Consider the following 16,721-nt stretch of genomic DNA (forward strand, 5'->3'; position numbering starts at 1 on the left):
TACGGAGCCCGCTGATGCTGCCGATCAATGACCTGGCCCGACATAACGGGCCCCTGGACGCTCAGCTGCGATCGGCTATCGATCGCGTGCTGGGGCGTGGCTATTACATCCTGGGTCCGGAGAACCAGGCGTTCGAGAAAGAATTCGCCTCCTATCTGGGCGTTGTCGGCGCCGTGGGTGTCGGTAACGGCACCGATGCCTTGACCTTGGCCTTGCGGGCCCTCGGTATTGGCCTGGGTGACCAGGTCATTACAGTCGCGAATGCCGGCATGTATGCCAGCACTGCAATTCGGGCCGTCGGGGCTGAGCCGCGCTTCGTGGATATCGAGCCCGTGCATCTGCAGATGGACGTCGCGCAACTGGAGGCCGCTATCTCGTCCTCCACACGCGCCGTGATCCTCACCCACCTCTACGGTCGCATGGCGGATGTCGAGACGGTACGTGAGCTGACGCGGCGGCGCGGCGTAGCGCTGATCGAGGATTGCGCCCAGTCCCACGGTGCGCGCCTGCAAGGTCGTTGCGCCGGCTCCTGGGGTGACCTGGCGACCTTCAGCTTCTATCCCACCAAGAACCTCGGGGCGCTGGGGGATGGCGGCATGGTGGTGGGCCAGGACCAGGCCCTGCTGGAGCGCGTGGCCAGGCTGCGCCAATACGGTTGGACGTCCAAGTACTGTGTCGAGGAAAGCGGAGGGGCCAATAGTCGCCTCGACGAAATTCAGGCCGCTGTTCTGCGCGAGAAATTGCCGCGACTCGACGCCTGGAACTCGCGGCGCCGCGAGATCGTCCAGCGTTATCGCGCAGGGCTCGCCCACTTGGGCTGGCAACTACCGGCGGAGCCGGGCGAGGAAAGCGTCGCGCACCTGTTTATCGTCCGAATGGCGAAGCGCGAAGCAATCCGCCAGGTGCTCAAGGAACAGGGCATAGGCACCGATGTGCATTACCCCATCGGCGACCACCAGCAGCCGGCCTATGCCTTGGCGCAGGCGCTGCCGGTGACTGAACGGACCAGCGAGCAATTGCTGACCCTGCCGTGTTTCCCGGAAATGCTCGACGAGGAAGTCGACCAGGTGATCAAGGCGTGTGAACTGGCAATGGAGCAGGTGGCCTGAATGAACTACTACGTGCATCCTCAGGGCCTCTGCGAGAGCCAGGATATCGGTGAGAACACCCGCGTCTGGGCTTTCGCCCATGTCCTGCCTGGTGCCCGCATCGGGACGGAATGCAATATCTGCGACCACGTGTTCATCGAGAACGATGTGGTCCTCGGTGATCGAGTCACGGTCAAGTGTGGCGTGCAGCTGTGGGACGGCCTGCATGTTGCCGATGATGTGTTCATTGGCCCCAATGCGACCTTCACCAACGACCGCTTTCCCCGCAGCAAGCAATACCCCGAGCAGTTCCTGCAGACGCGCATCGAACGCAATGCCTCCATTGGCGCCAATGCCACCATCCTGCCGGGCATCACCATCGGCCAGTCGGCCATGGTGGGGGCGGGGGCGGTGGTCACTCGCTCGGTACCGCCCCACGCCATAGTTGTTGGCAATCCGGCGTGCATCGTGGGCTACGTCACCAACAACGACAAACAACGCAGTGCGGCGCCATCCATCGGCCGGGCGGAAGCCGGTGCGGGCTCTTCCGTCAGGGGCGTTGTGCTGAACGAGTTCCCAGTATTCCAGGACATGCGCGGCGCGTTGACCGTGGGCAACTTCCCGGCCGAGATCCCCTTCGTGCCGAAGCGCTACTTCATGGTCTTCGACGTGCCCAGTCGGGATGTGCGCGGCGAGCATGCCCATAAGACCTGTGAGCAGTACCTGATCTGTGTACATGGCAGCGTGCGAGTGGTGGCCGACGATGGCGTCAACCGCGAGGAGTACGTGCTCGACAGCAAGCGCAAGGGGCTCTATTTGCCCGCATGGACCTGGGCGAGCCAGTACGCCTACAGCCAAGACGCAGTCTTGCTGGTGTTCGCTTCCCACGAATACGACGCGGATGATTACATCCGCGACTACGAAGAATTCATCTCGCTGACGGCCGAGCGGAGTGCAATTGCATGAGTCGCGATGTCATCTGTTATTGCTTGCACGTGTCCCACGTGCTCAACCTTGGCCGCATTCCAGCCCTGCTGGCCGAACGGGGTTGGCGGGTGCGCTGGCTGAATGCGTTTCCGGCCGAGTCCTTCCCACTGGAACGGGCCGCCGGTGTCGAGTACGCCTTCAATATGTCCTTGGCGGAGCTCGGTGAACTGGAGTCGGATCTCTACCTGTCTCCGTATGTAGGTCAGAGCAGCCACTTCCCGGCCAGGGCCAAACGTGTGCATTTCCTCGTATCCCTCACCAGCCTGGAAGGGGTGTACGACGAGTCGATGTTCGACCATTACGACGCCATTGCTTGTGCAGGACGCCATCAGGTCGAAGAGTTCGAGGCCCTTGGCCGTCGCCGCAACTGGCAGGGCAAGCAGCTCCTGCCAGTGGGTTATCCGAAGCTGGACGGACAGCGCCGGCAGCTTGCCGAGTCGTCCCTGGCTCCGCCCGAGGATGCGCTGACCGTGGTGTTTGCTCCCACGCACGCCTACTACATCAACCAGGGCTACTCGGTGCTGCGCAATCATGGTGAGCAGATTGTCGAGTCCATGCTGGCTGACGGTATTCGCGTGGTGTTCCGGCCCCACGTGGAATCCTGGAGGGATCAGGACAAACCGGTGGTGGAAGGCATCGTCAAACGCTTCGGCTCCAACCCCAGCTTTACCGTGGATCGTTCGGGCAACTACTTCGACCAATACGCCCAGACGAACCTGATGCTGACCGATATCTCCGGCACCGGATTCACCTACGCCTTCACCTTCGGCCGCCCGGCACTGTTCTTCGCACCGGACGCTGCGCAGGAGCGCGGCAAGCGCGGAATCCAGTTCGAGCGTCGCGCCAACATCGGTCTGGTTGTACGCGGCATCGACGAGTTGGTGCCCCGCTTGCGCCTCGCGCAACGCCATTGCAGCTTCCTCCATGGGCAGATCGCCCAGTTCCGCGATTGGCTGATTTTCAACATCGGGGAAAGCGAAGCGCGTTTTGTCGAAATAGCCGAGACCCTGGTCGCCGGGTTACCCGCGACTGATGGACGGAGGGCCTGACTGTGGAAAACACCATGTCCAACCATTCCCAGCCGGATATCACCGTCGCGGTGATGTCCTACAACAACGCCGCCTACATCGGCGAGACCGTCGAATCGGTGCTGGCGCAAACCGGGGTGTCGTTCGAGCTGATCGTCCTGGATGACTGCTCGAGCGACGGCAGCGTCAAGATCCTGGAGCGCTACAGCGGGGATCCGCGTTTCCGCTTCGAGGTGAATCCGCAGAACCTCGGCATGATGGGCAACTACAACCGCTGCCTGGAGATCGGAAGCGGGCGCTACGTTGTGGTCCTGGGCTCGGACGACCTGATTTACCCGGGCCATTTGGAATCGCTGTTCTCGGCACTGGAGCTGCACCCCGAGGTCCCGCTGGCCTATACCCAGTGCAACTGGATCGACGAGAACGGCAAGCTGCTGCGTTACGCCGACCATCCCGGCCATGCACCGCATTCCTACTTCGGCGGCCGGGACGAAGTGCTCGACCTACTCCGTCACGACAACTACATCACGCCTTCGGCCATCATGCTGCGGCGTAGCATCTTTGATCGGATCCGCCTCCCGGACGGCCATATTCACTACATGGACATGGTTGCTGGTGACTGGGAGCTGTGGAGCCGCATCGCCCGGTCATTCCCGGACTTCGCTTTCCTGCGTCAGGCCACCGTGGGCTACCGCATCCACGGCGGCCAGGTTTCCCAAAGCTTCTACGCCTCGGAGAAACCGCTCGCCGAACATACGCGAATCCTGGAACTCAATCTGGCCGATGAAGCCGTTCGCTCCAGGGCGGCAGCAGAACCGGATGGCATCTGGCGACTCTACCAGTCGCGGCTCGATGCCTATCCGCAGGCAATCACTGAGAAGTACCGTGAGCGCGCGAACGCTATTCGTGCCGCGCTGCATCCCAGCGCCACGCTCAAGATGCGCCCCGATGCCCCGTTCTTCTCCGTAGTTCTGACCACTTACAACCGTCCGCAGTTGTTGGTCTTCGCCCTGCGCAGCCTGGCTGAACAGCGCTTCCGCGATTTCGAAGTCATCCTCGTGAACGACCACGGCGACCCCGTCGAGTCGGTCCTCAGCGAGTTCGATCTGCCCATCACCTATATCTACAAGGGGCGCAACGAGGGGTTGTCCGCTGCGCGGAACACGGCGTTGCGTGTGGCGGAAGGGCGGTTTGTCACCTACCTCGACGACGATGACCTCTACCTGCCGGATCACCTGGCGCTGCTGGCCCAAACCTTCGAGCGCCAGCCGCAGTGCGTGGCGTACACCGGCGTGGAGTACATCAACGAACGCCTGGAGGACGGCAAGCGTGTCGAGCTTTCCCGAACCGATCCGTTTGCCCATGAGGTATTCGATCGAGAGCGGCTGTTCATCCAGAACTACATTCCGGTCAACACCTGGGCGCACCCACGTGCGCTCCTCGCGGATGTCGGTGAGTTCGACACCGGCCTGACGGCGTTCGAGGACTGGGACATGTTGCTGCGCCTGGCTGCGCGCTATCCCTTCGTCCACCTCCCGCAGGTGACTGCTGAAGTTCACCTGAGGGATGCACCTAACACGGGCAGCGACCACATGCTCGGCCGTGAGCAGAAGAACTTCGGCGGGCTTTACCAGGAATTGTACCGGCGGCACTCGGACCTCGGCAGCGACGCTGTTCGTCGTGGGCGCCGCGAGGTGCTGCGACGCTTCGGCATTGCCGGTACGAGCACGATCCGTACGGCGAACCTGACCGAATGGCTGCAGCGGCGTTCGCTGTCGCCCTCGCAGAAGCTGCTGGTCGAGGAACGCTTGCAGGACCAGGGCGGCGCTCCGATGTTCGGCGTGCTGGTGCTCGACCTGTCAGGCGATGCTGCCAGGGTCGCGGCGTCACTTGCGACCCTGAAAGGCCCGCACAATTCGTACGAGAACATCCAGCCCGTACTGCTGACGGTTGAGCCGGACGTGGCGCCTGATTTCAAGGGGCCTGTGATCCAGGTGACGGCCGAAGGCTGGATCGGCGCCGTCAACAACCTGGTCGCCGAGTCGTCCTTCGACTGGCTTGCGCTGATCACCGCCGGTGACGAGCTGACGGCCAACGGCCTGCTGATTGCCAGCCTTGAGCTGCTCACGGCGCCGGAGTGCCGGGCGATTTATTGCGACAGCCTGTATCGCCAGCCGGACGGTAGCCTTGGTGCGGCCTTCCTGCCCGCGTTCAACCTGGATTACCTCTTGAGTTTCCCAGCCGGTATGGGACGCAACTGGCTGTTCCGCCGCGATGTACTGCTTCAGGCCGGCGGCTTCGACGCGGCGTATTCGCAGGCTCCAGAGTTCGAATTGGTCCTGCGTCTGATCACCCTCGGCGGACTGGCGGGGCTGGGACAGGTTGCTGAGCCCCTGCTGATCACCGACTCGCCGCAGGTCGTCGACGTGGAAGACGAGAAGCGGGCGATCGTCGAACATCTGCGGGCGCGGGGTTACGAACACCCGGACGTCCAATCGGATCTGCCGGGGCGTTACCGTGTGCGCTACGGGCATCCGCAGCAGCCCCTGGTTTCGTTGCTGATCCTCGCGGGCGATCAACTGCCCCGTCTGCAACGCTGCGTCGAAAGCCTGCTGGAAACGACTGGTTACGCTCGCTACGAACTATTGCTGATCGAGCGTGATGACACCACGCCTGAGGTCCGCGAGTGGCTGCATGCCCTCGAGGGGCTGGGTGAGGAGAGGGTGAGGACGATCCGGCCCGGCGCCGTGAAGTCCGCCGCATCTGCTGCACTCAATGTTGCAGCGTCCCAGGCTCGAGGGGATTACCTGCTGATGCTCTCGCCGGACACTGCGGTGATCGACCGCGACTGGCTGGACGAGTTGCTCAACCATGCCCAGCGTCCTGAAGTGGGCGTGGTGGGCGGCAAGCTGCTGGGCCGGGATGGCAAGGTCCGGCATGCCGGCCTGATTCTCGGCCTGGAGGGGCCAGTGGGCCGGCCATTCGTAGGCCAGGCTCTGGATGCCCCTGGCTATATGCAGCGGCTGCAAGTCGACCAGGACTACAGCGCGGTGAGTCTCGACTGCCTGATGATCCCCCGCGACCTCCACGAGGCGCTGGGCGGACTGGCCGAGGATGTGCCGGAACGCTATCTCGACGCCGACCTCTGCCTGCGGGCCAGGCAGGCGGGCTACCTCACCGTCTGGGCTGCCCATGCGAAGCTGATGCTCGACGGCGAGGCCCCTGGCATCGCTTCGGCAGAGGAGAGCGACGCGCTTTACGAGAAATGGCTGCCCGTGCTGGCGCGTGACCCAGCCTACAACCCGAACTTCTCCCTGGCGCAGCCCGGTGGTTTCAAGTTGGCCGACACCGCGCTGTCCTGGCGGCCGCTGTCATCCTGGAAGCCGCTGCCCACCGTGCTGGCCCATCCGGCCGACCTGTATGGCTGCGGCCATTACCGTGTCATCCAGCCCTTCACCGCGTTGCAGCAGGCCGGGATAGTCGATGGCGCGCTCTCCGTCGGACTCATGCATGTGACCGACCTGGAGCGCTACGACCCGGACACGCTAATCCTGCAGCGGCAGATCGGTGACGAGCGTCTGGAAGCCATGCGGCGGATGAAGGCGTTCTCCCGTGCCTTCAAGGTCTACGAGCTGGACGATTACCTGCTCAATCTGCCGATGAAGAGCGCTCACCGGCAGCACATGCCAAAGGACATTCTCAAGTCCCTGCGGCGTGGGTTGAGTTTCGTCGATCGCTTCGTGGTTTCGACCGAACCTCTGGCCGAGGCGTTCGCGGGTATGCATGACGACATCCGCGTCGTCGAGAACCGTCTGCCGCCAAGCTGGTGGCAGGGCCTCCAGGGCTTACGCCGAGTTGGCGCAAAGCCAAGGGTCGGCTGGGCAGGTGGTTCGAGCCACACCGGCGATCTGGAGTTGATCGAGGACGTTGTCAAGGAACTGGCGGGCGAGGTGGAGTGGGTCTTCTTCGGTATGTGCCCCGATTCCATTCGCCCGTACATCCATGAGTACCACCCCGGTCTGCCCATCGAGCAATACCCGGCGGCGCTGGCTCGTTTGAATCTGGATCTGGCCCTGGCTCCGGTGGAGCCGAACCTGTTCAACGAGTGCAAGAGCAATCTGCGTCTGCTGGAGTACGGTGCCTGCGGCTTCCCGGTGATCTGCAGCGATATCCGTTGCTACCAGGGTGACCTGCCAGTGACCCGTGTGAAGAACCGCTTCAAGGACTGGGTGGAGGCGATTCGCATGCACCTGGCCGACCTGGATGCCACCGCCTGCATGGGTGACGAGCTTCAGGCCGTGGTTCGCCGGGACTGGATGTTGGAGGGTGGCAACCTCGAGCTTTGGCTCAAGGGCTGGACGTCCGGTTCGCACTGACGCCGAAGTCGAAGCTGACAAGGCCCCGCATATGCGGGGCCTTGTCGTTTCCGGAGCGGGGCAGGGCATCCTGCCGGTTCGGTCAGCATCCCACCCTCAAGTTTTCGGGATGCCGGTCGAAAAGCTGAATGGATGGCGGACGTTGGTTTGGCAAGCCCCGGGTAAGAAAATTTTCTGAATGCCCCTAAAGCTTCCTCCGACACCGCCGATACGAAGTACGAATGCGAACTTTATGGGTGCCTGGGCGATGCCCGCCCAAGGTCGCAAGCTCAGGCAAACACGCAGTCCTCGGAGGACACCACCATGGCTTTGACCGTCAACACGAACATTGCTTCTCTCAATACCCAGCGCAACCTGAACACCTCCTCCCGTGCGCTGGACACTTCCCTGCAGCGTCTGTCCACCGGTTCCCGCATCAACAGCGCCAAGGACGACGCCGCCGGCCTGCAGATCGCCAACCGTCTGAGCAGCCAGATCAACGGCCTCGGCGTTGCGGTGAAGAACTCCAACGACGGCATCTCCATGGCGCAGACCGCTGAAGGCGCTCTGCAGCAGTCCACCAGCATCCTGCAGCGTATGCGTGACCTGTCGTTGCAGTCGGCCAACGGTTCCAACAGCACCGAGGAACGCAAGGCCCTGAACGACGAAGTAACCGAGCTGAAGAAAGAGCTGGATCGTATCTCCAACACCACCACCTTCGGTGGTCGCAAGCTGCTCGACGGCACCTTCGGCACCACCACCTTCCAGGTGGGCAGCGCCGCCAACGAAACCATCAGCGTCAAGATCGACGAGATGAGCACCGAGTCCCTGGAGGCCACCTACACCTCCGGTGCCGTTGCTTCTGGCTCCATTGCCACCGCAGCCGCCAACGCCTCCGGCGCCATTGCCATCTCCGTCACCATGGCTGGCGGCCAAGCGCGTAGCTTCAGCGCCACCTTCGCCAGCGGCGCCACTGCAGCTGAGCAAGTACAGGCCCTGGCCACCGTGATCAACGACGCCAACGTCGGCGTGGGTGCCTTCGTCAACGACGCCGGTGGCATCGATCTGGTTTCCGCCCTGGCTTCCGGTACCGCCGACGGCAACATCCAGTCCCTGAGCTTCGCTTCGGGCGCCAGTGTTTCGGCTGCAGAGACCGCTGCCAGCGGTGGTACCGCCATGAACCTGACCGCAGTGACCACTGGCAACCAAGTGAAGGACATCGACCTGACCGAAGTTTCCTCTTCTCAGGAAGCGGTGATCATCATCGACCAGGCTATCCAGTCCATCGACGCCCAGCGCGCCAGCCTCGGTGCTGTGCAGAACCGCTTCGAGAACACCATCTCCAACCTGCAGAACATCGGTGAGAACGTGTCGGCCGCCCGCGGTCGTATCCAGGACACCGACTTCGCAGCGGAAACGGCTAACCTGACCAAGAACCAGATCCTGCAACAGGCAGGTACCTCGATCCTGGCCCAGGCCAACCAGCTGCCGCAGGCGGTCCTCAGCCTCCTGGGCTAAGGCCCGGACGAGGCAAGGCGGTAAACGCGGGGGGAAGTGCTTGGCGCTTCCCCCCTTCTTGCCATTTGTGAGGTGAGCACAAAATGGATATCGGAATAGTCAACCTGACGGGGAAGGGCGTGAATGCCACTCCAGCCGGCAATGCCCAGGTTCGCGGCCCGGCGGAGAAGGAAAGCCCCGAAAAGGTGTCCGAGCAGGCACGGCAAAAGTCCGAGGCCGAAGAGCGCGAGCCGGTCGAAGCCGCCGCCTCTAGCATCCAGGAGTTCGTCCAGAGCATTCGCCGCAACCTGAACTTCGACGTTGACGACAGCAGTGGCCGGGTCGTGGTGCAGGTGACCGATTCGGAGTCGGGTGAGGTCATTCGCCAGATTCCTTCGGAAGATGCACTCAAACTGGCAGAAAGCCTGTCGGAAATGCGCAGCCTGCTGTTCAAGGCCGAAGCCTGACTCGCACGCTGGTACCGCCGTGCTGCATGGCACGTTTCTTGACTGCTTTATCGAATATTGGAGCAGGCGTCAGACGATTGGCGAGGTAACGGAAAAATGGCTGGCATAACCGGACTCGGTTCGAACATCAACATCGACGACATTGTTAAGGCACTGACGGACGCTGAGAGAGCGCCCAAGGAGTCTCAACTGACGCGGGTGGAGAAGGCCGCCACTTCGAAGTTCTCCGCCGTCGGCCAGCTCAAGAGCGCCATCAGCGATTTCCAGACTGCGCTGAAGGACCTTAACTCCAGCGACCTGTTCTCCAAACGTTCGGCGAAATCCAGCAATGTCGATTTGGCGACCGTCTCCGCCACCAACAAGGCAAGCTCGGGAACCTACCAGGTCACGGTCGAGAAGCTCGCCACCGCCAGCAAGGTCGGCACCGCCACCTTCGCCAAGGACGCAACCGCTGCCGCAGCCGGTACGCTTACCGTCAAGCTGGGGCCGAATGATCGCGGCATCGATGTGCAGGTTGCCGCCGGAGCCACCCTCTCCGAAATCCGCGACAGCCTGAACAAGGCGCTCAAAGACAAGGGCGTCAGCGCCAACATCGTCAGCAACCCGGCAGATGGCACGTCGCGCCTGGTGCTCAGCTCCAACACAACCGGTACCGGCAAGGACATCTACGTCCAGGCTTCGGCTGGCCTCGAAGCTTTCCGCATTGGAAATTTCGCCGACAACGATCCGACTTCCAGCCCCAGTGGTGCCCTGACCGCGCTGGACGGCAACAATGCCGCCAGCAGTGGCTACATCTCCCAGGCACAGGATGCGGAATTCACCATTGATGGTTTGAGCCTGCGCAGCGCCAGCAACACAGTGTCCGACGCGATTTCCGAGGTCACCCTCAACCTGGTCAGTGCTGAGCCCGGCAAGAAGTTCAAGGTAACGGTCGAGCAGGACACTGCGACCGTGAAAGGCAACATCAAGAAGTTCGTCGATGCCTATAACAAGCTGATGGGGGTGACCAAGACGCTGACGTCGGTGACCTCGGTCGGTGAGGACAAGGCTCCCGTGACTGGCGCCCTCGTGGGCGATGCCACGGTGCGCTCGGTGGTGTCCACCGTGCGCAACGAACTGGTGAATCCGTCGGGTCAGAAGGATGGCATCTCCTTGCTGTCCGACCTGGGTATCACCACCCAGAAGGACGGTACGCTGAAGATCGAAGACTCAAAACTCGACAAGGTCCTCAGCACCCAGTACGAAGCCGTCGCCGGATTCTTCACCGGCGAGAAGGGCCTGACAGCTCGGATGAACGCGAAGCTCGACGTCTATACAGAGACCGGGGGCATCCTTGCCAAGCGCCAGGACGGCCTGCAGGACACCCTCAACTCGGTTACGGACCAGCGCACCAAGCTCAACCAGCGAATCGAACAGGTCCAGAAGCGCCTGTATGCCCAGTACAACGCCATGGACTCCCTGATCGCCAGTCTGAAGCAGACCAGCGACCGGATGAGCCAAGCCCTTTCCAACCTCCCCGGTGTAGTCAAGCAGAGCTAAGCAATGGCCAATCCAATCGATACCTACAAGCAGGTCAAGACCAGCCAGGAAGTCACCCCCTACCGTGCGGTGCAGCTCTTGCTCGATGGTGCCCTGGAGCGCCTGTCGCTCGCCCGGCATGGCCTGGAAACCGGCAATCCGGAAGTGCGTGGCATGGCCGTGGGTTCCACCCTCAGCATCATCGGCGTGCTTCAGGCCAGCCTGGACAAGCAGCTCGGCGGCGAGATCGCCGAGAACCTTGATGCCCTCTACGACTACATGACCCGTCGCCTGTCCCGCGTCGCCCTGGACAATTCGCCGCGTCCCATCGATGAGGTCGAGGCTCTGCTGCTGGAGATCAAGCAGGCGTGGGATTCCATCGGTCCGGAAGTGGAAACACCGGTCGCTGCGGAAATTTCCTGATATCCGCAAAACTGCGGGCTAAAGCTCTCGCGGGTGCTGCCGATACCTTGGGTATCACAGCCCGACACACGAGCGAGAGCGAACATGAACGCGATGGCGGCCCTCAAGCAGTACCAGTCCGTGAACACCCAGGCCCAGGCCGTGGATGCCAGCCCTCATCGGCTGATCCAGATGCTCATGGAAGGCGGCCTTACCCGCCTGGCCCAGGCTCGCGGTGCCATCGAGCGTGGTCAGCTCGCGCAAAAAGGCGAGCTGATCGGCAAGGCAATCGCTATCATTGGCGGCCTGCGTGATGGCCTGAACTTCGAGCAGGGCGGCGATATCGCGGCCAACCTCGATGCACTCTACGAGTACATGGTGTCCCGCCTGCTGGAAGCGAACCTGAAAAGCGACGCTGCGCTGGTGGACGAAGTGGCAGGGCTGCTGCGCAACGTGAAAACCGGATGGGATGGCATCGCCCAGTGATGCCGTCCGGGGTGGCAGGAGAATTCCAATGAATGCATCAGTCCAGCGTCTTGAAGCAACCGGCAGCGCCTTGCGCGATGCTCTGGCTCGCCAGGACTGGGCCGCCATCGGTGAGTTGGACCAACTCTGCCGCCAGGCGGTCGACGACGCCATGGTCGATGCCGTGGACGATGGCGAAGTACTCGGCGCGCGTCTGCAGGAACTGCTCTCGCTCTATCGCGAGCTGGTCGAGATCTGCCAGGCCGAGCAGCGACGCATTGCCGGGGAGCTCGTGCAGATCAATCAGGCCCAGCAGGGTGCCAAGGTGTACAAGCTGTTCGGCTGATGGCCCGACAGTTTCGATCTGCCACTAGTTCGATATTGCTCTGACAACCGCTTAGCCATTCCGTCGGCTAGACCAAAAAAAGCACGCCATAAAATTGACTCGGCAAGGGTTTTTCACTTTACTAGTGGCCAATTGCCGGTCAAACCCGCCTTCGGGAAGCACCGTCTGTCCATACGTCGCGGAACGCGGCGTTCAGCCCATAAAAGCAAGAACCAGACAATGTGGCGTGAAACCAAGATTCTGCTGATCGACGACAATAGCGATCGCCGCCGCGACTTCGCGGTGATCCTGAATTTCCTCGGGGAAGAGTACCTGGACTGTGCCAGCCACGACTGGCGCGACGTGACCGGTTCCCTGAACTCCAGCCGCGACGTCCTTTGCGTCATGCTCGGCGAGGTGAGTGCCAAGGGCGGGGCGCTCGAACTGATCAAGCAATTGCTCGCGTGGGACGAGTTCCTGCCGGTCCTGCTGATCGGCGACCAGATCCAGACGGATTGGCCGGAAGACCTCCGCCGCCGCTTGCTGACCAACCTGGAGATGCCGCCTAGCTACAACAAGCTGCTCGACTCCCTGCATCGCGCCCAGGTCTATCGCGAAATGTACGACCACGCCCGCGAGCGTGGCCGCCAGCGCGAACCCAACCTGTTCCGCAGCCTGGTGGGCACCAGCCGTGCCATCCAGCAGGTGCGGCAGATGATGCAGCAGGTGGCCGATACCGACGCCAGCGTGCTCATCCTTGGTGAGTCCGGCACCGGCAAGGAAGTGGTCGCGCGCAATCTTCATTACCATTCCAAGCGCCGCGAAGCGCCATTCGTCCCGGTCAACTGCGGCGCTATTCCGGCGGAGTTGCTGGAAAGCGAACTGTTCGGCCATGAGAAGGGCGCTTTCACCGGCGCCATTACCAGCCGGGCAGGGCGCTTCGAACTGGCCAACGGCGGCACCCTGTTCCTCGACGAGATCGGCGACATGCCGCTGCCGATGCAGGTCAAGCTGCTGCGCGTGCTGCAGGAACGCACCTTCGAGCGCGTGGGCAGCAACAAGACCCAGAACGTCGATGTGCGCATCATTGCCGCCACCCACAAGAATCTCGAGCAGATGATCGAGGCGGGCAGCTTCCGCGAAGACCTCTACTACCGTCTCAACGTCTTCCCCATCGAAATGGCGCCGCTGCGTGAGCGGGTGGAAGACATTCCGCTGCTGATCAACGAGCTCATCTCGCGCATGGAGCACGAGAAGCGCGGTTCGATTCGCTTCAACTCCGCCGCCATCATGTCCCTGTGCAACCACGACTGGCCGGGCAACGTCCGCGAGCTGGCCAACCTGGTCGAACGCATGGCGATCATGCATCCCTACGGCGTCATCGGCGTCAGCGAACTGCCGAAGAAATTCCGCCATGTGGATGACGAGGACGAGCAGCTCAAGGCCAGCCTGCGCGAGGAGATCGAAGAGCGTTCGGCCATCGGTGCCGGCCTGCCCGGCGTCGCCTCGCCGGCGCTGCTGCCGCCGGAAGGCCTGGATCTCAAGGACTACCTCGGCAACCTGGAGCAGGGGCTGATCCAGCAGGCGCTGGACGATGCGTCCGGCGTAGTGGCCCGTGCCGCCGAGCGCCTGCGTATCCGCCGCACCACCCTGGTGGAGAAGATGCGCAAGTACGGCATGAGCCGCCGCGACGAGGAATTGGCGGAAGAATAATTCCGCTTTTCCCAAGCCCTTGTTTTTAAAGGGCTAAATTTTAGGCACGAGTATTGCTATCTCTCCCTCGACCGACCGTCTGCTGACGGTCGATGGAGCGAGAGACGAGCAATGAGCCACGCAGTACCCCCCGCACAGAATCCGGAAAACGCCCCCGCCGAGCAGGCCAGTCGCGCTGGTCTTGAGCAAGCGTTCGCACTGTTCAACCAGATGTCGACCCAGCTCAGCGAGTCCTACAGCATGCTGGAGGCGCGCGTCACCGAGCTGAAGGGCCAACTGGCCCTGGTCAGTGCCCAGCGCATGCAGGAGCTGGCGGAAAAGGAGCGCTTGGCGAACCGCCTGCAGAGCCTGCTCGACCTGCTGCCGGGTGGCGTCATCGTGATCGATGGACAGGGCGTGGTGCGTGAGGCCAACCCCGTGGCTCGCAACCTCCTTGGCCAGCCATTGGTGGGAATGCTCTGGCGCGAAGTGATCGCTCGCAACTTCGCCCCCCGTGAAGACGATGGCCATGAAATCTCCCTCAAGGATGGTCGCCGCGTTTCCATCGCCACTCGCTCCCTGAATGCCGAGCCTGGCCAGTTGGTCCTGCTCACCGACCTGACGGAAACCCGTCGCCTGCAGGACCAACTGTCCCGCCATGAGCGCCTTTCCGCCCTGGGGCGCATGGTCGCCTCCCTGGCCCACCAGATTCGCACGCCCCTTTCCGCGGCCTTGCTCTATGCCAGCCACCTGACCCAGCAGGTCTTGCCGACGGACCAGCAGCAACGCTTCGCCGGGCGCCTCAAGGAACGCCTGCACGAGCTGGAGCACCAGGTTCGCGACATGCTGGTATTCGCACGCGGCGAGTTGCCATTGCCGGATCGACTGACGCCATCCGCCGTGTTTTCCGCCTTGCGCGCCTCGGCTGAATCCCATGTGGAAGGCAAGGAAGTGCGCTGGCAGTGCGACCTCACCGGCGGCGAATTGCTGTGCAATCGCGACACCCTCGTAGGCGCGATGCTCAATCTGATCGAGAACGCCAACCAGGCGGCTGGTCGCGACCTGCGTCTCAAGGTCCACCTCTATCGCCGTGGCAGCGATCTCCGCCTGTCCATCAGTGACAACGGCCCAGGCATCGACGCCACGACCCTGGCGCGCCTTGGAGAACCCTTCTTCACCACCAAGACCACCGGCACCGGCCTCGGCCTAGCTGTGGTCAAGGCGGTGGCGCGTGCCCACCAGGGCGAGCTGCAACTGCGCTCGCGCCCCGGTCGCGGCACCTGCGCCACCCTGGTCCTGCCGCTGATTCCCGCGGCGCAGTCGGTTACACAGGAGTAAGGACGATGACTGCCAAAATTCTGCTGGTCGAAGATGACCGCGCCCTGCGTGAGGCCCTGGCGGACACTCTGCTGATCGGTGGCTACGACTTCCGCGCCGTGGACTGCGCCGAAACCGCGCTGGTCGCGCTGGGTGAAGAGTCCTTCGGCCTGATGGTGAGCGACGTCAACATGCCCGGCATGGACGGTCACCAGTTGCTGGCCATCGTTCGTCAGCGCTTCCCGCAGCTGCCGGTGTTGCTGATGACGGCATTCGGCGCAGTGGAGCGGGCAGTGGACGCGATGCGTCAGGGCGCCGCCGATTACCTGGTGAAGCCGTTCGAACCCAACACCCTGCTGGAGCTTGTGGCCCGCCATGCGCTGGGTCGTGTGAGTCAGGTCGCCAATGATGGTCCGGTCGCCCTGGAGCCGGCCAGCCGTCAATTGCTGGAGCTGGCCGCGCGCGTGGCGCGTAGTGATTCGACCGTCCTCATCTCCGGCGAGTCCGGCACCGGCAAGGAAGTGCTGGCGCAGTACATCCACCAGCAGTCGACCCGCGCCAACGGCCCCTTCATCGCCATCAACTGCGCGGCGATTCCGGACAACATGCTCGAGGCCACCCTGTTCGGTCATGAGAAGGGTGCCTTCACCGGTGCCATCGCCAGTGCGCCTGGCAAGTTCGAGATGGCCGACGGCGGCACCATCCTGCTCGACGAGATTTCCGAAATGCCCCTTGGTCTGCAGGCCAAGCTACTGCGGGTGTTGCAGGAGCGCGAAGTGGAAAGGGTTGGCGCTCGCCGGCCGATCAGCCTGGATATCCGTGTACTGGCCACCACCAACCGTGACCTCGCCGGCGAAGTGGCGGCGGGGCGCTTCCGTGAAGACCTCTATTACCGCCTTTCGGTGTTCCCGCTGGCCTGGCGCCCGTTGCGGGAGCGTCCGGCAGACATCCTGCCGCTGGCCGAGCGCCTGCTCGCCAAGCACGTCAAAAAAATGAATCACGCCGCCGTGCGCTTCTCTGCCGAAGCCCAGGGAGCCCTGCTGGCCCACGGCTGGCCGGGCAACGTGCGCGAGCTGGACAACGCCGTGCAGCGCGCGTTGATCCTGCAGCAGGGCGGGACTATTCAGCCCCACGACCTATGCCTGACCGCGCCCATCGGGATGGCCATCGCCCCGGCCCTGTCGGCACCCGCGCTGGTCTCCGCGCCCGTGGTAGCGCTGCCGGTAGCCGCAATGCCGGCCGAGGCGCCGAGCGCCCTGGGTGACGACCTGCGCCGCCACGAGTTCCAGATGATCATCGACACCCTGCGTTCCGAGCGTGGCCGTCGCAAGGAGGCCGCCGAGCGCCTTGGCATCAGCCCTCGTACATTGCGCTACAAGCTGGCCCAGATGCGCGACGCCGGAATGGATGTCGAGGCGTACCTCTACGCCAGCTGAAGCTGGCCCTCTTCACGTAGGAGCGAGCTCTGCTCGCGAACAGCCCGCGCGCGATTTTTCGCGAGCAGAGCTCGCTCCTACAAGTTCTCTCCCTCCCCGCAATACCCGTCCCTGAGCTTTTGGCACCCTTGTTGCAGATACCCC

13 protein-coding genes are annotated in these 16,721 nt (G+C 63.0%); all 13 read left to right on the forward strand.

The features are described 5' to 3' along the window. Positions 1-14 precede the first annotated feature (14 nt). Positions 15-1,109: a DegT/DnrJ/EryC1/StrS family aminotransferase gene (locus DM872_RS17180; RefSeq protein ID WP_179060609.1), complete on the forward strand. Its 1,095-nt coding sequence runs from the start codon at positions 15-17 to the stop codon at positions 1,107-1,109. Beyond that, positions 1,110-2,054 carry a WxcM-like domain-containing protein gene (locus tag DM872_RS17185; protein WP_179060610.1) on the forward strand — a complete coding sequence of 315 codons (945 nt, stop codon included), beginning with the start codon at positions 1,110-1,112 and terminating at the stop codon, positions 2,052-2,054. Further along, on the forward strand, positions 2,051-3,124 hold the full coding sequence (locus DM872_RS17190; protein WP_179060611.1) for a CDP-glycerol glycerophosphotransferase family protein: 1,074 nt from the start codon (positions 2,051-2,053) through the stop codon (positions 3,122-3,124). The genes DM872_RS17185 and DM872_RS17190 overlap by 4 nt, the downstream gene beginning before the upstream one ends. Before the next feature lie 14 nt (positions 3,125-3,138). Beyond that, positions 3,139-7,479, forward strand: a complete 4,341-nt coding sequence (locus tag DM872_RS17195; protein ID WP_179060612.1) for a glycosyltransferase — start codon at positions 3,139-3,141, stop codon at positions 7,477-7,479. Positions 7,480-7,782: 303 nt separating this feature from the next. Then, positions 7,783-8,976, forward strand: a complete 1,194-nt coding sequence (locus tag DM872_RS17200; protein WP_179060613.1) for a flagellin — start codon at positions 7,783-7,785, stop codon at positions 8,974-8,976. Positions 8,977-9,059: 83 nt separating this feature from the next. Next, entirely contained in the window at positions 9,060-9,422 is a 363-nt protein-coding gene (locus DM872_RS17205) for a flagellar protein FlaG (RefSeq protein ID WP_179060614.1), read from the forward strand. A gap of 96 nt (positions 9,423-9,518) precedes the next feature. Further along, positions 9,519-10,961, forward strand: a complete 1,443-nt coding sequence (gene fliD / locus DM872_RS17210; protein ID WP_179060615.1) for a flagellar filament capping protein FliD — start codon at positions 9,519-9,521, stop codon at positions 10,959-10,961. Positions 10,962-10,964: 3 nt separating this feature from the next. Continuing rightward, entirely contained in the window at positions 10,965-11,363 is a 399-nt protein-coding gene (fliS, locus tag DM872_RS17215) for a flagellar export chaperone FliS (protein ID WP_179060616.1), read from the forward strand. An 84-nt stretch (positions 11,364-11,447) separates the two neighbouring features. Next, the gene (gene fliS, locus DM872_RS17220) at positions 11,448-11,828 is read left to right on the forward strand and encodes a flagellar export chaperone FliS (RefSeq protein WP_028626539.1); all 381 of its coding nucleotides are present in this window, start codon (positions 11,448-11,450) and stop codon (positions 11,826-11,828) included. A gap of 28 nt (positions 11,829-11,856) precedes the next feature. Next, entirely contained in the window at positions 11,857-12,153 is a 297-nt protein-coding gene (locus DM872_RS17225) for a flagellar protein FliT (protein WP_179060617.1), read from the forward strand. A gap of 219 nt (positions 12,154-12,372) precedes the next feature. After that, positions 12,373-13,845 carry a sigma-54 dependent transcriptional regulator gene (locus DM872_RS17230; protein ID WP_179060618.1) on the forward strand — a complete coding sequence of 491 codons (1,473 nt, stop codon included), beginning with the start codon at positions 12,373-12,375 and terminating at the stop codon, positions 13,843-13,845. A gap of 111 nt (positions 13,846-13,956) precedes the next feature. After that, entirely contained in the window at positions 13,957-15,162 is a 1,206-nt protein-coding gene (locus DM872_RS17235; RefSeq protein ID WP_179060619.1) for a sensor histidine kinase, read from the forward strand. A gap of 5 nt (positions 15,163-15,167) precedes the next feature. After that, positions 15,168-16,577 carry a sigma-54-dependent transcriptional regulator gene (locus DM872_RS17240; protein ID WP_179060620.1) on the forward strand — a complete coding sequence of 470 codons (1,410 nt, stop codon included), beginning with the start codon at positions 15,168-15,170 and terminating at the stop codon, positions 16,575-16,577. Positions 16,578-16,721: the final 144 nt, after the last annotated feature.

This window comes from Pseudomonas taiwanensis, assembly GCF_013393345.1.
Taxonomy (GTDB): Bacteria; Pseudomonadota; Gammaproteobacteria; order Pseudomonadales; family Pseudomonadaceae; genus Metapseudomonas; species Metapseudomonas resinovorans_C.